This is a genomic window from Dyella sp., from assembly GCF_036384435.1.
Taxonomy (GTDB): domain Bacteria; phylum Pseudomonadota; class Gammaproteobacteria; order Xanthomonadales; family Rhodanobacteraceae; genus GSA-30.
This window is the reverse complement of sequence record NZ_DASVMI010000116.1, coordinates 1-18,974: the sequence shown is the minus strand read 5'-3', so window position 1 is coordinate 18,974 and position 18,974 is coordinate 1. Positions and strand designations below refer to the sequence as shown.

Sequence of the window (18,974 nt, the reverse complement as noted above, 5' to 3'; positions counted from 1 at the left end):
ATCCGCCTCGACTTCCCGGTGCCGCTAATAGAGGAACTACTGAAGTCGGGCACCGTGCGGGTGTTCGAAGATGAGCATCCCGATGGGGATGGCCGCGCGTTTGCCACTTTTGGCCACGGTTCGCAGCGGGCCATTCAAATGGCGCTGATTCGTCATCTTGCCGAGATCAAAAGGGGCCAGGCTGCGCCCGGTGGCGTTAACCTGCTGCTTATCGATGAGCCTGAGTTGTATCTGCATCCGTTTGCCGTGGAACACATCCGCGAAGCATTGAAGACTTTGGCGGCGTCTGGCTATCAGGTGGTTTTTACTACTCATTCTGCCCAGATGATTACACCCGCCGATGCCTTCTCGGCTTTGCTCATGACCAAGACTGCTGCCGATGGCACGCGTGCTCGACCCCGACTAGCTGACGCTCTGGAGACCGCAGTGCCGAATGCTGACCACCAGGTCGGCCTCATTTTCACCCTGACCCACGCCGCCCAGGTCTTTTTTGCCGACCGAGTCGTGCTGACCGAGGGAAAAACCGAGCTTCGGCTGCTACCCCATCTCTTCCAGCTCATCCAACAAAAGACGCTCGGCCAAGCTGGCATAGCGTTAGTTGCGCAAACCGGAGCGAACGATACGCCGAAGTGCATGGCTGTGCTTAACGCCATGAGCATTCCCGCGAAGGCAATTGTGGACTTAGACTTCGCTTTCCGTAGCGGCGTGCAGCATGGATACCTTGACGGTGACGACGCAGACATCGCGGCGTGCAAAGATATCTTGGCTCGCATCCATGCAGACGCTGGCTTTTGCTTGGGTCAAGATGGGTTGCCCACGAAGGGTGGGAAGCTCAAAGCATCGGAGGCCTTCGAAGTACTGGCGCAGCAGGACGACGCGAAAGTCCCAATTGAGCGGTTAGCCGCCAAGTTTAAAGCGAGAAACATCTGGCTGTGGGGGAACGGCGCGATTGAAGTTCCGTTGGGACTTCGCGGCAAGAATGAGGCCGAATGGAGGCGCTTCCAGCATGAGACGCATGAGCAAGGACTAGACGCGCGGGCCCCCGATGCTCAAGCCATTTATGCGCTCGTAGAATGGCTGACCACTTAAGAGCGTATGTGCAGCAGTGTGCATATACCGGTCGGATTCTCCCTTGGGTCCGGAACAGGGCGACCACCATAACGGTCAGCGCATTGTGCGCGTGACCTTGGACACATTCTCTAAATAAAGCGTCGACTGCGTCCGCGTTTACACAAAGGTCGTTGACGGGCATCGGGCCTAACCCGGTGCGCATCAATGACCAGCCGAAGGCATGCTCCTCCCACTCCGATATCACTCTAGTTGAGCGGTCGGAACGTTGCAGGCCTAGCGCTCAGCTCTTCATTGGTGCCGGAGACATTGCCATGGCGGCGTTCAGTTCTGCTAAGCCATCCCGGTAGTGATAGACGAACTCTTGGAACGGATGAGAAACGGTGCCGCCAAGGCGACAGAACGCTAAAACGTCCCAACCAGACTCAATGAAATGTGAAGCTACAAAGACAAACTCGAGGGCATCCGTAAGGAATGAGTGCGCACCCCGATGCTTATAAATGTCAACGGGGGGCGAGCCGCTGCCATGAACAAAGTAGTTCCTGCATCGGATAGCATACTTGATGACTCGTTCCAACTCCGGAAAGGTGCCGCCCGAAGCATCCAACACAACCTGCGCGCGTTTGAGCGCTTTAGCCGTCAACGGATGTTTGCCAATCCGAGCAATCGAGTCGAGAGCATTGCGCCGAAGCTCCGAGTCGGGCAGCTTCTTGAATGCAGCCCTCGCAACTTTCTTAGCCTCCTCGAACTCGGATGGAAGTTCCGCGGCAGCTGTAATAGAAAGAAGGTCGAAGATGTTGGCCGCACCCACCAATCTATCGATTGTGTATCGAGAGCCCAGGGCAAACCCCTCACTGAATCGAACCCAGGCACTGAGGTCGCGCTCGTAGGCACTCACCCAACCTGTGACAACGCGCTTGAACTCTTCTGGCCGATTGACCGGGTTGAGCGGCAAATCACGAAAATGCGGTCGTCGGTCGTCGTGTCGGTTGCTCACCCGCTGGGGCGCGTGATTCCACGTTACTCGGAGCGGCTCGAACCCTGTTCCTTCAAGGTCGATTTCCACCGCCTTCCAGTTCTGCGCGCGTCCGGCACAGATGCTCAGCAAGTTGACCACTGAGATGGCGTGGCCGATGGCGTCGGCAAAGGATTGTGGCTCATTAAAATCAAGCGTGGTCGAGATATCGTTATCTAGTCGGAGGCCTGACGGTGACGGGGGCGACCAATGAACATTGTGGTGCGCAGAGACGGCGAATCCAGAGGTTTCAATTCGGATGATTTCGTCTCGACCAGAATAGAAGAACACCACGGGCATCTCGCCAGGCTCGCAATATTCACCCGGAGAATCTTTGACCAGTTGCTCCCACAAACCCTTGGCCCGAATCGTTGAACCAAACGAGCCGTAATCACAGAAGATATCAGCAGCATCTTCGATGAAGAACCGGATGCATCGAATTTTTGCTGACTGCGCGTCGACATGGTGCCTCCCCTCAACGATAAAGTTAGGGAAGAACCGCATGGCCTGTCGTTGCCCCTCCGGGCGCATCGTGCGTGTCAAGCTCAGCTGCACGCATTCTAAGAGGGAGACCTTGGTCATGTCGTTGAGCACGCCATGTATGGTGGGCTCCCCCGCAAACACGCGATACGTTTCATCCTCGGCGTACGCGGTAAATTCAGACTGTTTGCCATCCCACAGCAGGTCGCCCGCGAGCCCGTCGAGGCCGTGGACGGAAAAGCGGCCAGAAGCTGTTCGCATACTCTATCCGTTTGATATCAGTCAAAGATGCCGCCAGCCGCAGGTTTATCCTCTGGCGGCAGCAATGATAGGCCTTCTCGTTCGAATTGTTGCCTCAGCTCTGGTATGACGCAATCCTCACTGCGGGACGCCTTGAAGACGGCGCGCCGCGATTCGATATGACGCTCAAAGACTTTTATTAGCTCGATTACTTGAGGGTCGTCGCTTACGCCAACCTTCTTGCGAATTTCAGCAGCAAAAGCGTATCGCTCCCAGCCCGTAGAACGCGACACGCTCCGCATCGTATTCCCAAGCATCGTCCAAGTCCGCCCAATATCTCCAAGCGGCCATGATGAAGCCCTGGGAACGCTGAAACGTGCGCGGAAAGGTTTTGGCGCGCACCGCAATTTCCGCCGGCACCCTGTCCCATTCGATGCTTTCATCGAACTTAAAGCTAAGTCCTTCCAAAGCTTCCAGCGACCGCGCGTCGTGCTCAGCTCGATATTTCGCAATTCCCTCGCTGATGCTCTCTAGGATTTTTTCCGCTCGAAACGAGAATTCTTCGAGCTGAATCGCGATATCCAGATAGACCACATGTCGTTTTTCGTCTTCCCGGCTGTCTTCCCGCCGATGGTCCCATTGCTTAAGCGCCACATTTGCGATGATATTTACAATAGCGCTTGCAAGTGCGCTCGTCCCAATGACCTGCCACCAAGTGATGTCGGGGCTCATAGCCGCTCCCCAGGAATGGCGTGACTGGCGTTGACATCATCAAACTGCCCCGTGCTCAAGTTCGCAATCCAATGTGCGAGAGCACCGTTGTATCCACAACCAGGCTCACCGAATTCCATGGGACCTTCAATGCGGGTAGCGTGCAGTTGGGCGAACCCTTCATCGTCCATCGGAAAGAACGCTTCCCCTGGGCGCTCCAGATAGTAGTCTCCCAACTTGGCATCGCATGCCTCGCAGTGATTCATCCAATAGGAAGAGCCCGCGGTGTGGCTGTGATCAAGCCTGTAACGCCCCCGCGAAGATTCACCAATGACCGCTAGAGCCTCATTGGGCAGCGGGGCAGCCGTCGTTAGCGTAAGGATAGCGTCATCGTCTGGCGCAACGACAAGGTCTGGTTCGCCGCGCAGCGTAAAGGGGCCTTCCAGAAGGATGGCAAAGACTTTCGTATTTGCGTGGCATTGATAGCAGGCTGTTTTGGCAGACAGCACCCAAGCCTTGGCCGCCACAATGGCATTGTCCGCAATAGCGTTCATGAAACCCCTATCTTTGTATTGGGTCGCTGATTCTGAGCCGGCCACCTGGTTACCCTACCAACAAAACCGTATTCGTCCACTTACTTAAATTACGCGCCGCGGGCAAGAAAAGGCGCAGCGAGGCTCGTCAAAGGTTTGGCCTCCCGCCTGGAGCGAGCCGTGGCGCTGGACGCAGCACGACCTCAACGGCGTCCGATGCGGGCTCTGTCGGCGGGGAGACCTGCGGCATCGCGGCCACGAGCGCCGGCGCGTGCTCGGCGTCGGCAACGCTCAGCAAGACCATCCGATACAGCGGGGCGAAGCCCACCACGGAGGCCGTGGCGGCCTGGACTTGCCTGTGTACCAACTGCATCTCGCCTTCCGCCAGCCCAATGCGCGAGTCCGCCTCCGCCACGCGCTGCTCAGCATCGGCCACGCCACGCTTGAGTTGCTGGATATACGTGTTCAACGACGACGCCGAACCTTCCAGCGCTACTAGCTCCGTGGGTTTGCGCTCGTGGCCGCCCATCATCTTTGCCAGGCGTACCTGCCACGGGTGCGCATCAAGCCAGTCGGCAATGGCTTTGCGTGCCTCAGCCCGGCGCTTTCGCCGGTCGTCCAGCTCAACCAAAAAGGTTGCTCGGGCGCCGTCGTCGCGCTGGCGGCGGTCACGCAGGTTCGCCAGGCGCAACGCGATGGTTGCAAGCCGGCGTAGCGAGTGCTCAATGCGCTGAAGCCATGCGACGAGTCTGGTGCGCTGCTCTGGCGTCGGCTGAGGCAACTCCGGCTTCTCGTCCAACTCCGCCAAGAACCGGCCCGCCAGACCCGACTGACCACCCTCTGACAAGGAGGGTGTCGGAGGCGCACGCCGGACCGTAATGGGGTCCGCCGGGGCGAGCCACGCTTGGCTAATGCCCTGCTCAACGGCGGCACGCCTGGCTGCCAGACGCTCGATAGCCGCTGCGGTCGGAGAGGGGACGACAATTGCCGTGGGTGAGGAGGCGCCGGCCCGCGCTAAGTCGCCCTTCCAACTCCGCTCGCCGCGGCGCTCCATGGCGGTCGCAGCCGCCCCCAGCGCGAGTTGAGGAATCTTCGACAGACCTAACCGTGCATAGCTTAGATGGGAAAAGTCTGGCACCTGCCCCGCTGCTGCCGCGAACTCGTTGGCAGCTTCTGCCCATGCTGCATTGAAGCGCTCGATGCACGCCGCCGCCGTCGCTTTGGTTGATAGCACCCGGAGCTTGTCCCCGAGTGCCCACGCGCCTTCGCCGGTGCCGCCTTCGCTGTTGCCGTCCTCACCCGAAGCACCCGGTTGAAACACGAGGCGACGCGTCGGAAAGTACAGATGCGCGTGAATGCCCACGCGGTCACGTGGCTTCTCGATTCCCATAGCGTCAACGGTCGAATCTCGATGCAATCCGATGGATACGAACGTTTGGAGGTCATCACAGATGCGCTGCGCCACCCGGCGCGCCATCGCCAATGCGTCCGCATCCGACACCCCGAACGGAATGGGAAGCCTGAAATCGTGGGCCAGCTGGCTATCTTTTCTTCGCTCCGCCGCCTCAACAGCATCCCAGGCCAGCTGGGGGTCCATCACCCATGGCGGCGCGCCATCGGGGGCCACGGTCAGCGTTCCCACGACTTCGTCGCCGGCCTCTCGCCGTCGATAATCGTGCCACTCACCGGTGCGGCGGTCTTTCAGGCGAAGTCCAAGCCGATACGCGATGCCAGCGATGGCACTGTGTCCCTTGCTTCGGGTATGAGTGGTGAGATGAGGGCGAGCATGGTGCGTCATAGGTCCTCCGTGGAATAGCCCGGGTCGCCTGACCTGGGGCGGGCGTCATGCCCTGACAAAGCTGCGGGCGGCAGTGCTCGCCCTCCCCGCCAGTTAAGCACTGGCGGCCGACATGTCAAGTTTGCTTGACATGTCGCACGTCACACTTCAGAGGAAGCCTTTGCCACGACGCATCAGCGTTGGGGGGCTTTGGCTCGGCTGTTCGCGGCGCATTGGGAACCAATGATGAGACGCGCCCTGATTTTTTCGCTTCTCCCGATTTTCGTTGTTCTTCTAACAATTGCGCAGAACTTCGGCGCATCGCCGATGAACAGGGTAACTTGTCCGAGTCGCGTCCATTACAACACTTCCACACCCAAGACTTTCCCGCTATCCGCCACTAGTGCGTCGAAACACCCGATAAGTCACACGGCACAAAAGGGCGCGAGTCAAAAATCCGTCGAAAAATGGCCAAAGCCTCTAGGAGAAAAAAACCGATGAGGCCCCAAACCGGCTTTCGGTCACTGATATGGTTGGACATGCGGCCAAGACAGCGGGTTCAGCAAATGTCGCCGCTCTGGCCAGCCGCTAGAGCGAACGCATTGCCCTGCGCTGGAAGATCCCCAGGTAGGGATCGAATTCAAAGAGCAACAGGTGCTCTTAGCGCCCGAGCCGCGTTGCAGACAGACCTTACATGTAATGACTATCGAAGTGCTCAGTTGACGAACGGTGTGGCGGTGCTAGCGTCAATCACCTTAAGCCAAAATAGGCAGACTAATGCGCCCACCGACGAATCGATACAACGACCCTGCGTCCGTCGATAGCGTTGAAAAGCCGATCACCACCCCAAACGAAATTGCAGGCGCTTGCATATCTATTCTCGTGTTGAGCATCATCATGGGTGTGATTGCCATACTGCTACGTGCATAGAAAAAGATGGCCATTCGGAATAACAGTATCAACACCATAAAATAAGCCTGCGAGCGCGAATAATATCACCACCAAAATCACCGAAGTAAACATCACCGACTCTAAAGCGCCATTGACAATCGTTACACCTGATGTGCGACGACTGAGGCGCTGAAGAAGAATGACGCCAACCGGCAACAGATAGGATAACGCGCAGAGATAAACACCAGCGGCCCGACAAGTGCGATGCGCCATAACGTAGAACAAAACGCCGACATATAGCGCAAAAACCGACCACGCGTAGAAAACTTGCTCAAGTCGTAAACTTGAGGCGTTGCCTTGAGCCTTTTCGTCATTGCCTTGGGGTCTTGCCGACGGACCCGGCATTCCACAGGCTCGTTCGGTTTCGGGTGCGCCCACGTTCGACCGAGCAAAGAGGCCTGCTCCTGCCAAGGCTCCCGCCACGCACGGCAGCAAATATGAAAGAAAGTCAAAAACGCCTTCGGCCGAGTAGCTCCCTATTCCATAAAGAAGTATTAGAGCGACGATAAGCAAATAGAAGGAGGTGAGCAGCCATTTGATTTGTGCTGCGGTGAGCTTGGGGTCCTTGTGCCAAACGTCGGCCATACGCCGACGCCATCTCGCGAAGGCCATCAAGACATCTCTCCCCGCTCCCAATATATCAATGAAGGGAATAGCCGCTCAGCCAACTCGGGGACCGTGTAGCGTCGCGAATAGGTGGCATGGTGTTCGTCGTCGAGCAGGTGTCCCACCAGCTGGGCGCGCACTTCGGATGCAACGCCAGCGGATTGAAGCGTTTGAATGACAGTCTTCCGTAGAGAATGGAAGCCCACTTTCCCCACCTTTGCTTTAACTCCAAGCGCGGTCAGGTGTCGGCCAAAAGCTGCGGACAGGAAGTTTCCGGCCCCGTTAACGCTGCCAACCTTCGTTCGCGGGAAGAGTCGGTCCTTGCCGGCCCGTCGCAGCGCTTCGACGTAGGTCAGCAGCCCCAGCCGCACCAGTTCAGGGTGGATGGGCACGACACGCGCGCTCGCGTCCGTCTTCAAGGACTGCCCAAAACCGTCAGCGGTGATGCGAAAACACGGCAAACCGTCATCTTCGTAGAAGTCGTCCAACCTGAGTTGACCGATTTCAGAGACCCTTGCGCCGCTGTATAACCCGAGCCAAGCACCCCAGCGCACGGGTTCCTTAAGTTTCTTCAGGCTTTCTGGCGAAAAAATGACGCGCAAGTGCTCCTCGGAAAAAGCTTCGAACCCCAACTTTCGGCGCAGGCGCTTTTCCCGCATGCCAAACTTGACCTGGCCGGCGGCAGGGTTGTCGCCCATGGGGTAGTGCCCCGCAGCCTGTAACCATGCAAAAAATGCCTTCAAATAAGAGGCTTTGTTCGCAATCGTAGGCGTAGCAAGTTCAGATGCACGAAGGCTTTGCACCCACTCGGCAACGTCTGTGCGCGAGCACTGTGCTAGAGGATGTTTCAATCCCCTCCACTGTGCAAAGCTATTCACCGCTGCCTTCTTCTGACTACGAGTCTTGTCCGGCAACAGGGCCGAGTCGAGCGTCAGAAGATATTTGCGCGCCGCCTCTCCGACCGAGATGCCCGGCTTGGTCGGCGAACCCGTGCCATCCACGCGCTGACCGGCGTCGCCTGACGAAACCACCGGTGCCGTGCCAGCGGCAAGCAGCGTCTTCAGCACCTCAATAGCTTGGGCGTGTTCCTTGGCCGAATCGCCCTCGGTCGCCAAGGTAAACCCTTCCCGGGTTTTCTCCACGCGCCAGTCGGGCGTGTGCAGCGGATTGCGCGGGTCGTCCAGCGGCAAGCCAAACGGGTTATCTGGAACGGGCTCGTTCATCCCTATCAGCCTCCGTGCTTCATCGAATGTCGCGGCGACGCGCGCCGACATGACGTAAGCCTGTGCCTGGGCCAGTCGCGCGTTCCGAGTGCCCAGACTACGCTTCACTACGCGCAATCCGAAAGCCCTTTGGAGGGGTATCGGCACCTTTTGCCGGAAATGAAATACGCCTGTGGAAGAACGAACGAGATGGTGGGGAAGTCGCATGGAGGTGTCCAAGCGAGTGTCCACGCACCGAACCTGACTGACGCGAAGAAACTCCTTATGCGTCCATCACTTAGCTTGGTCTGGCGGAGAGAGTGGGATTCGAACCCACGGAAGGTTTGACCCTTCGCCGGTTTTCAAGACCGGTGCCTTAAACCGCTCGGCCATCTCTCCGTTTGTGTTGCCGGACACGTTGCGTGCCTTTTGCCGGCTTGGGCGCTGTCGCTCTTGCCGGTTCGCGGGATGCGAACCGGGAGATTCTATCAGGAATGCGTGGTCGACTGGCGGGTCTGGTTGCCTTTTCGCGACAAAGCCAGCAGCGCCCAGAGCAGAATGCCTACAGGAATGGCGGCGCCCAGGATGGGCAGGAGCAAGACGGGGCTGCGGATGACCATCGGTACGAGTTGGGTGAGGCTGGCGAAGACCACGACCCCTACACGTACTTTGCGGTTGTGCCGGCCGAACCAGAAGGCCGCCACGACGGCGGCCAGGGCAGCCCAGCTCAACGCCAGGTCCACCGGCGGCAGCACCCATACGCTGGCGAAGCCGAGCCGGATGATCAGCACGGTGAGCAGGACCACCAGCAGGAAGTAGCTGGCGACCCATTCGACCTTGTTCCAGTTGCCCTGCCCGCTCATGGCTTGCCTTCCTGTGTCAGGCGATGGCTTGGAGGCCGCGCATGTACGGGCGCAGCACGTCGGGCACGGTGATGGAGCCGTCGGCGTTCTGGTAGTTCTCCATGACGGCGATCAGGGTGCGGCCCACCGCCAGGCCTGAACCGTTCAAGGTGTGCAGCAGTTCTGGCTTGTGGGTTTCCGGGTTGCGCACGCGGGCCTGCATGCGACGGGCCTGGAAATCTTCGCAGTTGGAGCAGCTGGAGATTTCGCGGTAGGTGTTCTGGCTGGGCAACCACACTTCCAGGTCATAGGTCTTGGCAGCGGAGAACCCCATGTCACCGGCACAGAGCAGCATCTTGCGGTACGGCAGGCCAAGCTTCTGCAGGACGGCTTCGGCGTGGCCCACCATTTCTTCGAGCTGGTCGTAGGATTGCTCGGGGCGTGCCAGTTGCACCATTTCCACTTTTTCGAACTGATGCTGGCGGATCATGCCGCGCACGTCACGGCCGTAGCTGCCTGCTTCGGCACGAAAGCACAGGGAGTGCGCGGTCATGCGCAAGGGCAGCGCCGCGGCGTCCTGGATGGTGTCGGCGGCCAGGTTGGTCAGCGACACCTCGGCGGTGGGAATCAGATAGCGACGCGATTCGCCGATATGGGTGGCGAACAGGTCTTCCTCGAACTTGGGCAACTGGCTGGTGCCCTGCAAGGCCTGGGTATTGACGATCACCGGCACATTGCATTCCAGGTAGCCATGCTCGCTGGTGTGCAGGTCGATCATGAACTGCGCCAGGGCGCGATGCAGGTGCGCAAGTTGGCCGCGCAGCACGGTGAAACGCGAGCCGGATAGCTTGACGCCGGCTTCGCTGTCGAGCCAACCGTGGCGTTCGCCAAGCACGACGTGGTCCTTGACCTCGAATTCGAAAGTGCGCGGATGGCCCCAGCGCAGGATCTCGGCGTTGTCGTTCTCGTCCTTGCCAAGCGGCACCGAGGCATGCGGCACGTTGGGCACGCCCAGGGCGATGGCGGCGAGTTTGGCCTGGACTTCCTCCAGGGCGGCCTCGTTGGCCTTGAGCTTGTCGCCGATGCCTGCGACTTCGGCCATCAGTGGCGCCACGTCCTCGCCCTTGGCTTTGGCCTGGCCGATGGCCTTGGAGCGGGTATTGCGCAGGTTCTGCAATTCCTGGGTCTCGGTGGACAGCTGCTTGCGCTCGCTTTCCAGCGACTCGATGGAGGCCACGTCGAGCTGGTAGCCACGGGTGTCCTTGAGGCGCGCGGCGGTTTCGGCCAGGCGCGAACGCAGTAGTGCAGGGTCCAGCATGGGGAGATCCGTTTTCTTGAGTGTGGTCGCGTGGATTATGGCGACGGCGGGCCGGTTGCCGCAAATTGGCCGGCCGGCGACCTTTAGATGATGCGATGCCAGCCCAGCTCTGGCCGCGCCACGATGCATGTTGCCACTTCCCAGCCGGGCCATGGCGCGACTTATCATCGCCGGCTTGTTGTCCTTGGGGAATGGAGAGACCGATGAAGCTTTACAAGCGCGTACCCTTGCTGATTGCCATGGGATTTATAGCCGGCGTCGCTGCCGTGATGCTGACCTCGGTGCTGGCCCAGGCACCGGCCGCGGATAGCAAATACATCGTGTCCATCGACGAGGTGAAGCAGCGATTCGTGGATGGCGACCTGATCTCCGGCAGTTACACCAGGACGGTGACGCTCTCGGACGGCTCACGACACGAAATCACCCTGACGCCGACGACGCGCAACGGCATGCAAGTGGTGGAGGTCAAGGACAAGCTGGCCAATGGCCAGGTATCGCAGTCTTATATGTGGCCGAATGCGACGCAGGTGAACGGCGCGCTGATGATCAATATCAAGGACGTCGGCGAGCTGCGCGAGATGATGAAGCACGCCAAGGCGGGCTGATGCCCCGCTTTCCGACACTGGCATTGCCCGATTGGCGCCATGATTCTGCCACGCCGCCGCCCGCAAAGTGGGCAACGCTGAGCGCCCTTATCAGCAAGGAACGATGATGACCTGGCTTCGCTCTTGGGTGTCGATGGCGCTAGCCGCTACCTGGCTGGTTCATGGAGCGGCCCATGCCGATGACATACAGGCGAGCCTGGATGCGCTTGCCGCCAGGGCCAGCCCGGGCATGCTGGGCGTCGAGGTGCTGGACCTGCAGGACGGACGCGTCTGGAAGGTCCATGCCGATCGCGACTATCCGATGATGAGCGTCTTCAAGGCGCCGCTTGGTGCCTTGGTATTGAGTAAGGTGGAGCGGCACGAACTGACGCTGGATCAGCAGGTCACGGTGACCCGCGCGGACCTGCGTCATGGCAAGAGCCCCATCGCCGATAGGTTTCACGGTGATAGCCAGAGGTTTTCGCTGCGGCAGCTGCTCGTGGCCGCCGTGCACGACAGCGACAACACGGCCGCGGACATTGTGCTGCGCCTGGCCGGCGGCCCGGCTGCGCTGACGAGCTTCTTGCACTCGCATGGCATCGAGGGTTTGCGAGTGGATCGCGGCGAAGGTGAGATTTACAACGACACCATGGGCCTGGACTCCCACGGCCAGCCACCGGCAAGCGAAACGCCGCAAGCTCAAGCCCTGCGTATCCAGCGCGGTGTCGCCGGTTACATGGCCGATCCGCGCGACCGCAGCACGCCCGATGCGGCGGTAACCTTCCTGCGCAAGCTGACCAAGGGTGAGCTGCTTTCGGCGGCGAGCACACGCCAATTGCTGACGATGATGACGAACTCGCCCCCCTTTCGCATCGATACGGGGCTGCCGCAGCACGTAACGTTTGCGCACAAAGGTGGCACATCCGGCACGTTCAACGGCATGACACCAGCTTTCAATGACATTGGCATCGCACAGTTTCCGGATGGGCATGCGGTGATCGTGGCGGCCTTCATGACCGGCGCGCACCTGTCCGAAACCGACCGTGCGGCGCTATTCCACGACCTGGGCACGCTTGTCGGGCGCGTGCATCCCGCGCCCCTCAAGTCGTCGCCTGCCCCCTGACCTCAAGCCACCACGCGACCGCCTACCGAAACCATTTCATCCGGCGGGCGGCTAGCTATACTCGTGCCTCAGGGGCGATTTCGACGACCTGCGAGGGGCGTCATCGGGGGCATGCGGTGAACGAGCAAGTCGATGTCTGCGCTTTGCCGGGCGTGGCGGCGGGACGCGCGCTGGGTGGGCGCGCCTCGCAGCAGGATGCCTTTATCTGCCTGGACGCACCGGACGAAGACGCCCGCCTGATGGTGCTGGTCGACGGCATGGGCGGTGATGGTGCCGGCGAACAGGCTGCCGCCACGGTGGTCGAGGTGGCCCGTCGGCTCTGGCAAGCCGGCACCTGGCGCGAACAACCCGGCCCGCTGTTTCTGGAAACACTTTGCCAGGATGCGCACGCCACCTTGCGGCGCCTGCGTGAGACGCTTGCCGAGGGCGAGCCGCATTCGACCATCGTGGCACTGCTGATTCGTGACGATCGCGCCAGTTGGGTCCACGTGGGCGATACTCGCTTGTATCTTTTCCAGGGCTTGCGTTGCGTGTCTCAGACCGTTGACCACAGCGTGGCCGAATTCCAGCGCCAGCGCGGTATCTGCGAGGGGGATAACCAGCATGCCCTGCTGCGCGGCCTTGGCGGTGCGCAGCCGCCCGTGGTCGATCATGGTGTGGCGACGCTGCGCGCCGGACAGGGCTTTGCCCTGTGCACGGATGGCGTATGGGCCCATGTGTCGGCGCGCGAACTGGCCGAAGCGGCCCAGGCGCGGGACCTGGATGCCGCACTACGCGACACGTTGGCCCTGGCGACGCAACGCGGCGGCGCCCAAGGCGATAATGCCGCTCTAGTCCTGGTTCATACGGCCGATACAGGATGGATACGCCGACTGGGGGCGTGGTGGCAAGCCAAGCGGCCAGCCCCGCGCAACGACGTCACGGCCTGACACTTTTCTGGAAGCGAAACGACGCATGGGATCAGCAGCACTATCGGGCACACGCCTTTCCAAACCCTGGCGCTGGGCCATTGTGCCCATGGCCGCCCTCGCCTTCGCCGGCTGCTCGCAACTGCATAAGGCCAAGCCAGCCGCGCCGGCCCCGGCAGCCACCACCGCCCCGGCGACAGCACGCCCGGCGGCTGAGCCGGACATCCCTGACCTGTCGCTATCGGCCATCATCAATACGCAGTTGCAGACCGGCCACTACGCGGAGGGTGAAAAATCCCTGCGTCATTACCTTGTGCAACATCCGGATGATCGACTGGCCAGTAACCTGCTGCGCCAACTGACCGGCGATCCGCAACAGTTGCTGGGTGCCCCAAAGCAAAGCTATGTGGTGCAGGCCGGCGATTCGTACAGCACGCTGGCTGCGCGGTTCCTGGGGGACGGCACGCAGTTTCTGCTGCTGGCTCGTTATAACGGCTCGAACAATCCTTCCCTGCTACGCGCCGGACAGAATCTGCGCCTGCCCGCTTCGGCGAGGATGAATGCGCCTGCCGTGACTCCCGCAGCCGACGCATCGGCTTCGGCACCGACTGCCACACCTGCCCCGGCGGCCAGCGTCGCTCCACCGGAAACTGCCGATGTACGAGCGCACCGCCTCCAAGACGAGAGCCTGGGTTTGCTCAAGCGTGGCCGCCGGGAAGACGCCATCGCACGCATGCAGCAGGCATTGGATGCCGAGCCCTCGATGAAGCCTTCCAACAGCGATGCCGCCATGCTGCGCAGCCAGGTGATCAATCGCTATCACGAGCATGCCATCGTGATGTATCGCGACCAGCGTCTGGACCCTGCGATCGCGCTATGGGACAAGGTGCTCGCGATCGATCCGAGTTTCGAACCGGCCAAGGTGTATCGCACGCGCGCGCTGGAATTGAAGCAGCGCCTTAATCAGCTTTAGTGCAATCGCCGAGTCGGCGCTTTTACTCGATGGAGCATCTGCCGCAACCCGAATCACATTGGTGTAGGAGCGAATTTATTGGCGATGCAAGACGCGACGAAGTCGCAGCTTGAGATTTAAAGCGCCAATTCGCGATACAACGTGCGATACAGCCGCAGATTGAGGCTCTGGAAACCTCCGATTCGCGACTGAATTCGCTCCTACGTTTCGTCTTTCGCGGGGGCTACTTCTGCGGAAACGGTGAGAATGCGGGTAGGCTGGGTGGCGGTGTCGACGGCGCGTTGGGGCTCCGGGCGCGGGGCACTGCGGCGGCGATTCTGCAAGGCGGTGTTCATCAGGTTGAAGGCGGCGAACAAGCGACCCAGTTCGTCGTTGCGGATCTGCCGGATGCGATAACGAAAGTCGCCGCGTGCGACGCGCAACATGGCATCGCTGACCAGGTTCAACAGGGTCAGGGGGCGACGGAACAACCAGTACGCCGCACCCATCACGGCGGCCAGGGTCAACACCAGAACCATCAGGATCACGCCCAAGGTGGTTCTCTGCGCTGCGTGCAAAGGGGCGTTACTGATGCCCAGTCGCAGTTGCCCTACGGCCTTGTCCTGGTAACGCACGGGCACATCGAATAGCAGCATGCCGTCTTCGTTGCGGGTGTCGGGGCTCAGGTAGCTCTGCACGTCATCGGACTGGGCCACGTATTTCTGGCCGCTTGCCGGGGGCAGTTTCCGGCTGACCTCATCCGTGCGCGTACTGGCAATGATTTCACCACTGCGATCGGCGATGGCCAGGTAATGAATCTGCTGGTTGCGCGCGACATCTTCCACCAGGGCGCGGGTCGCGGCCCGGTCGCCAAGCAGCAGATTCTCGGCCGATTCGCTGGCGAGCATACGCCCCATGCTGCCGCCGAAATCCAGTGCCAGGCCCGTCACGGCATGGCTTTGCTTGCCGTAGATCAGGGCCAGGCCCAGCATCAATACCAGGGTCAAGGTGGCGCCGAGTGCAGCGGCCCAGCGCAGGCGCAACGACATGAAACGACTGACCAGTGGCTGCTCCTGCAGCTTTTCGTATTCGCGCTGGGCAGCATGCAGGTCGTCGGCCACCTCCTTGCCGCGCTGGTAGCGCGCTTCCGGCGAAGGGTCGAGCAAGGTCGCGATGATGCCCGCCAACATCGATGGCGTCGCCGGGTCGCGCGGTTCGATCGGGGCCAGCGGTTGCTGGCGATCGGCGATGGTCTGGCGCACGTCGCCGTGGTCGGGCCAGGGCAGCTTGCCGGTGACCAGCCAGTGCAGCACCACACCCAGCGAGAACAGATCACTGCGCGGTTCGCTTTGTTCGCCACGCAGGCGCTCGGGCGCCATATAGGCCGGCGTGCCGCCAATGCGATCGCCTGACGGCATGTCCTGGGTGTTGCCGCGACGCTCGGCGATGCCGAAGTCACTGATCTTGGCGTGATGCCAGCCATCGGCGAGCACGATGTTGTCCGGCTTGATGTCGTGGTGGATCACGCCCCTGGCGTGGGCGTAATCCAACGCCATCGCCAGTTGGCTGACCAGGGTGATGATCGCCGGTATCGACGGCAAGCCTCGACTGGCAACGCGGCTGGCCAAGGTTTCGCCCGACAGGCGCTCCATGGCCAGATAAGGGCGACCGTCTTCGGTTTCGCCGGTATCGAAGATGGTGACGATATGCGGGTGAGTAAGCTGGCCGGCGGCCCGTGCCTCGACCAGGAAGCGCTGCCGATACTCTGGGTCGTCGGCGACCTCCCGATGCAGGCACTTGATGGCCACGCGACGGTCGATGCTCGGGTCAAAGCCGGCATAGACCACCGCCATGGCACCCTCACCGAGCACGCCCTCGATGCGATAACGCCCGATGGAGGGCGGAACAGGCGACTGGCTCACGAGGGTTATCGCATCAACCACAAGGCGGCGACGGCGACCGCCGCGACCACCACGACGGCAATGGCCACGCGCAATACCCATCCGATCGAACTGGCACCCGGCTCGCGGGTAAGGAAGACGAATTCGGCCTGCCCCAGCCGCACGCGGTCACCGTGCTTGAGCACGGCCTCGTGGATACGCTTGTCGTTGACGAAGGTGCCATTGGTCGACAGCGTATTCATGATCACGTAGTGACCATGCTGATTGATGATCCAGGCATGCGAGGCCGAAACGCTGGGCTCATCGACCACGATATCGTTGTCGCCACGGCGACCGACCGTCTGGCGACCAGATCGCAGCACGAAACGCTTGTCTTCGGTGGCCGCCCCGACACCTTGCAGCACCGGCTTGTGAGTACTGGCGCGCTCGTTGGCCCATTGCTCGGATTCGCTGGTGTATTCCTTTAATTCCTCGGCCGAAAGCAGCTGTGTCCCCTGCGGACCGGCAGTGCGGGCGCGGGTGATGCCGGAGGGCAGCGGATCGGGAGGATTCATAAAGGTGATCGGTTTGGCAAAAAGTTTCCCCACTATAACCAAACCATTTGTGATTCTGGCGTGGGTTTTTGCAGGCAAGTTGCTGTAAAGACCAATTTCCTGCGCCCCTCCCCGTCTGGCCCTCACCGGGGAGGCCCGCATCGACCTCAGGCTTTGGCCAGACGCCGCCGCTCCAGGTTGGGCAGCAGTACCGTGATCACACCGATCAGGGGCAGGAAAGCGCACAGGTGATAGACGAAATCGATGCCGCGCGCGTCCGCCACGTGGCCCAGCACGGCCGCGCCGATGCCGCCCATGCCGAAGGCAAAGCCGAAGAACAGGCCCGAAACCATGCCGACCCGACCGGGAATCAACTCCTGCGCGTAGACCAGGATGGCCGAAAAGGCCGAGGCCAGGATCAGGCCGATCACCACGGTCAGCACGCCGGTCCACAGCAGGTTGACATACGGCAGCATCAGGGTGAATGGCGCCACGCCCAGGATCGAGACCCAGATGACCCATTTGCGGCCGATACGGTCACCGATCGGGCCGCCAATCAGGGAGCCGGCGGCCACAGCAAACAGGAACACGAACAGGTGCGTCTGCGCGTTCTGTACCGACACGCCGAACTTGTGGATCAGATAGAAGGTGTAATAGCTGCTGATGCTGGCCAGGTAGAAGTACTTGGAGAACACCAGCAAGCCCAGGATGCTGATCGACATGGCGATCTTGCCGGGCGTCAGCCGCAACGTTTCGCCGTGCCCTTCCCGCTTCTTGCCGCGCGTACCGTGTTGGGCGGCATACCAGCGACTGACCTGCAACAACACGCCGATCGCCAGTAAGGCGGCCAGCGCGAACCAGGCCACGCTGCCACGACCATGCGGCACGATGATCCAGGCGGCCAGCAGCGGTCCCAGGGAGGAACCGGCATTACCGCCCACCTGGAACAATGACTGCGCCAGGCCGTGGCGTCCGCCTGATGCCATGCGCGCCACGCGTGAGGATTCAGGATGGAACACCGAGGAGCCGGTACCCACCAGCGCCGCGGCAACCAACAGGACCGGAAAAGTCGGAGCCACGGAAAGCAGCAGCAGGCCGCACAGGGTGAAACCCATGCCGACCGGCAGCGAGAACGGCATTGGCTTCTTGTCGGTCACCATGCCAACCATCGGTTGCAGCAGCGAGGCCGTCAGCTGGTAGGTCAGGGTGATCAGGCCGATCTGGCCGAAGTTGAGGTGGAAATCGCCCTTCAGTACCGGATAGATCGCCAGGATCAGCGACTGGATCATGTCATTGAGCAGGTGCGAAAAGCTGATGGCACCGATGATGTTGTACTCGGTGTCGAGCTCGGCATGGGGCGAAGCTACCGATTCAGGCAAAACGGCAGGGGCGATCGATTCGATGCTTTGTTGAGCTTGCATGACAGGGGACGGATAAGGACCGGAATGGGCGGCTTGCGCCGCAACGGATGCCACCTTAAAGTCAGTGGCATCGGCCCGCACGCGACAATGGGTCAAGTTTCAGCGAAATTGGGCCAAGCATGCGCAACACTGGCATCAGCCGGCACGAAGACACCCCGCGCGCTGTTGTCGCCACCGGCAACGACTACGCAACCCACTATGTGCTCCCCCCGCACGGACACAAGCGCGCCCAGCTGTTGTACGCCATGACGGGCGTGATGACGGTGATCACTAACGAAGGCAGTTGGGTCATTCCGCCGCGGCGCGCGTTGTGGATTCCCGCTGGTGTGCTGCATGAGGTGCACATGGGTGGCCCGGTCAGCACGCGTAGTGCGTACGTGCAGGCGCAGGCTGCCCAGGACGCCGGTTTGCCTTCGCGCTGTGCGGTCATCGCGGTCTCGCCGCTCTTGCACGAATTGCTGCTTGAGGCGGTCGATCTCCCGACACTCTACGAACTGGATGGGCGTGACGGCCTGGTGATGCGGCTGCTGCTGGAGGAAGTGCGCCGGATGCCAACCCTGGCGCTCAATACGCCATTGCCCAGCGAACGCCGGCTCGCAGCCTTGTGCCGTCACCTGCTCGCTCATCCGTCGCAGGACGTCAAGATCGACGATATCGCCGCGCGTGCTGGCATGAGCCGGCGCCATTTCACTCGCATGTTCCGTGAACAGACGGGGATGAGCTTCGCAGCATGGCGACAACAAGCCTGTCTGCTGGTTGCCTTGACCCGGCTTGGCAAGGGCGAACCGGTCACGCAGGTTGCCATGGAC

Annotated in this window: 17 protein-coding genes and 1 tRNA gene; 6 read left to right on the top strand and 12 right to left on the bottom strand. The window is 61.0% G+C overall.

Going from position 1 to position 18,974, the window contains the following annotated elements:
* Positions 1-1,089, top strand: a 1,089-nt coding sequence (locus tag VF436_RS12020) for an ATP-dependent nuclease (RefSeq protein ID WP_330904271.1), incomplete at its 5' end; no start/stop codon positions are given.
* Between the two features lie 262 nt (positions 1,090-1,351).
* Here VF436_RS12020 and VF436_RS12015 read toward each other — a convergent pair.
* The 9 genes from VF436_RS12015 to serS all read right to left on the bottom strand — a co-directional run bounded on the left by VF436_RS12015 (position 1,352) and on the right by serS (position 10,743).
* Positions 1,352-2,824, bottom strand: coding sequence for a HEPN domain-containing protein (locus tag VF436_RS12015; protein WP_330904270.1), 1,473 nt, complete (start codon positions 2,822-2,824; stop codon positions 1,352-1,354).
* Positions 2,825-3,052: 228 nt separating this feature from the next.
* Complete coding sequence (locus VF436_RS12010) at positions 3,053-3,535, bottom strand: hypothetical protein (protein ID WP_330904269.1); 483 nt, start codon at positions 3,533-3,535, stop codon at positions 3,053-3,055.
* Positions 3,532-4,068 carry a hypothetical protein gene (locus tag VF436_RS12005; RefSeq protein WP_330904268.1) on the bottom strand — a complete coding sequence of 179 codons (537 nt, stop codon included), beginning with the start codon at positions 4,066-4,068 and terminating at the stop codon, positions 3,532-3,534. The genes VF436_RS12010 and VF436_RS12005 overlap by 4 nt, the downstream gene beginning before the upstream one ends.
* A gap of 127 nt (positions 4,069-4,195) precedes the next feature.
* Entirely contained in the window at positions 4,196-5,845 is a 1,650-nt protein-coding gene (locus VF436_RS12000; protein WP_330904267.1) for a MobA/MobL family protein, read from the bottom strand.
* A gap of 897 nt (positions 5,846-6,742) precedes the next feature.
* Positions 6,743-7,360 (bottom strand): hypothetical protein, encoded by a 618-nt coding sequence (locus VF436_RS11995; protein ID WP_330904266.1) that lies wholly within the window; start codon positions 7,358-7,360, stop codon positions 6,743-6,745.
* Between the two features lie 26 nt (positions 7,361-7,386).
* Positions 7,387-8,811, bottom strand: a complete 1,425-nt coding sequence (locus VF436_RS11990) for a site-specific integrase (protein WP_330904265.1) — start codon at positions 8,809-8,811, stop codon at positions 7,387-7,389.
* An 81-nt stretch (positions 8,812-8,892) separates the two neighbouring features.
* Positions 8,893-8,982: transfer RNA gene (locus VF436_RS11985), tRNA-Ser, on the bottom strand.
* An 89-nt stretch (positions 8,983-9,071) separates the two neighbouring features.
* The gene (locus tag VF436_RS11980) at positions 9,072-9,446 is read right to left on the bottom strand and encodes an LrgA (RefSeq protein ID WP_330904264.1); all 375 of its coding nucleotides are present in this window, start codon (positions 9,444-9,446) and stop codon (positions 9,072-9,074) included.
* Between the two features lie 16 nt (positions 9,447-9,462).
* Positions 9,463-10,743: a serine--tRNA ligase gene (gene serS, locus VF436_RS11975; RefSeq protein ID WP_330904263.1), complete on the bottom strand. Its 1,281-nt coding sequence runs from the start codon at positions 10,741-10,743 to the stop codon at positions 9,463-9,465.
* A 203-nt stretch (positions 10,744-10,946) separates the two neighbouring features.
* Here serS and VF436_RS11970 point away from each other — a divergent pair, with 203 nt between their 5' ends.
* The 4 genes from VF436_RS11970 to VF436_RS11955 all read left to right on the top strand — a co-directional run bounded on the left by VF436_RS11970 (position 10,947) and on the right by VF436_RS11955 (position 14,331).
* Positions 10,947-11,348, top strand: a complete 402-nt coding sequence (locus tag VF436_RS11970) for a hypothetical protein (protein WP_330904262.1) — start codon at positions 10,947-10,949, stop codon at positions 11,346-11,348.
* A gap of 103 nt (positions 11,349-11,451) precedes the next feature.
* Complete coding sequence (bla, locus tag VF436_RS11965) at positions 11,452-12,450, top strand: class A beta-lactamase (RefSeq protein WP_330904261.1); 999 nt, start codon at positions 11,452-11,454, stop codon at positions 12,448-12,450.
* A 116-nt stretch (positions 12,451-12,566) separates the two neighbouring features.
* Positions 12,567-13,379, top strand: a complete 813-nt coding sequence (locus tag VF436_RS11960) for a PP2C family serine/threonine-protein phosphatase (protein WP_330904260.1) — start codon at positions 12,567-12,569, stop codon at positions 13,377-13,379.
* Between the two features lie 25 nt (positions 13,380-13,404).
* On the top strand, positions 13,405-14,331 hold the full coding sequence (locus VF436_RS11955) for a LysM domain-containing protein (protein ID WP_330904259.1): 927 nt from the start codon (positions 13,405-13,407) through the stop codon (positions 14,329-14,331).
* A gap of 200 nt (positions 14,332-14,531) precedes the next feature.
* On the opposite strand, the gene VF436_RS11950 is transcribed toward VF436_RS11955, so the two are convergent.
* The 3 genes from VF436_RS11950 to VF436_RS11940 all read right to left on the bottom strand — a co-directional run bounded on the left by VF436_RS11950 (position 14,532) and on the right by VF436_RS11940 (position 18,165).
* Positions 14,532-16,232 (bottom strand): protein kinase domain-containing protein, encoded by a 1,701-nt coding sequence (locus tag VF436_RS11950; protein ID WP_330904258.1) that lies wholly within the window; start codon positions 16,230-16,232, stop codon positions 14,532-14,534.
* A 5-nt stretch (positions 16,233-16,237) separates the two neighbouring features.
* Positions 16,238-16,765: an FHA domain-containing protein gene (locus VF436_RS11945; protein WP_330904257.1), complete on the bottom strand. Its 528-nt coding sequence runs from the start codon at positions 16,763-16,765 to the stop codon at positions 16,238-16,240.
* Positions 16,766-16,911: 146 nt separating this feature from the next.
* Positions 16,912-18,165: an MFS transporter gene (locus tag VF436_RS11940; protein WP_330904256.1), complete on the bottom strand. Its 1,254-nt coding sequence runs from the start codon at positions 18,163-18,165 to the stop codon at positions 16,912-16,914.
* A gap of 119 nt (positions 18,166-18,284) precedes the next feature.
* On the opposite strand from VF436_RS11940, the gene VF436_RS11935 reads away from it, so the two are divergent.
* Positions 18,285-18,974, top strand: a 690-nt coding sequence (locus VF436_RS11935) for a helix-turn-helix transcriptional regulator (protein ID WP_330904255.1), incomplete at its 3' end; no start/stop codon positions are given.

Bases quoted from the DNA above. Each gene is read 5' to 3' on its own strand.
- VF436_RS11955 (WP_330904259.1), top strand. From the start codon at position 13,405: ATGGGATCAGCAGCACTATCGGGCACACGCCTTTCCAAACCCTGGCGC.
- VF436_RS12010 (WP_330904269.1), bottom strand. From the start codon at position 3,535: ATGAGCCCCGACATCACTTGGTGGCAGGTCATTGGGACGAGCGCACTT.
- VF436_RS12000 (WP_330904267.1), bottom strand. From the start codon at position 5,845: ATGACGCACCATGCTCGCCCTCATCTCACCACTCATACCCGAAGCAAG.
- VF436_RS11945 (WP_330904257.1), bottom strand. From the start codon at position 16,765: ATGAATCCTCCCGATCCGCTGCCCTCCGGCATCACCCGCGCCCGCACT.
- VF436_RS12015 (WP_330904270.1), bottom strand. From the start codon at position 2,824: ATGCGAACAGCTTCTGGCCGCTTTTCCGTCCACGGCCTCGACGGGCTC.
- VF436_RS11995 (WP_330904266.1), bottom strand. From the start codon at position 7,360: ATGGCCGACGTTTGGCACAAGGACCCCAAGCTCACCGCAGCACAAATC.
- VF436_RS11940 (WP_330904256.1), bottom strand. From the start codon at position 18,165: ATGCAAGCTCAACAAAGCATCGAATCGATCGCCCCTGCCGTTTTGCCT.
- serS (WP_330904263.1), bottom strand. From the start codon at position 10,743: ATGCTGGACCCTGCACTACTGCGTTCGCGCCTGGCCGAAACCGCCGCG.
- VF436_RS11970 (WP_330904262.1), top strand. From the start codon at position 10,947: ATGAAGCTTTACAAGCGCGTACCCTTGCTGATTGCCATGGGATTTATA.
- bla (WP_330904261.1), top strand. From the start codon at position 11,452: ATGATGACCTGGCTTCGCTCTTGGGTGTCGATGGCGCTAGCCGCTACC.
- VF436_RS12005 (WP_330904268.1), bottom strand. From the start codon at position 4,068: ATGAACGCTATTGCGGACAATGCCATTGTGGCGGCCAAGGCTTGGGTG.
- VF436_RS11980 (WP_330904264.1), bottom strand. From the start codon at position 9,446: ATGAGCGGGCAGGGCAACTGGAACAAGGTCGAATGGGTCGCCAGCTAC.
- VF436_RS11990 (WP_330904265.1), bottom strand. From the start codon at position 8,811: ATGCGACTTCCCCACCATCTCGTTCGTTCTTCCACAGGCGTATTTCAT.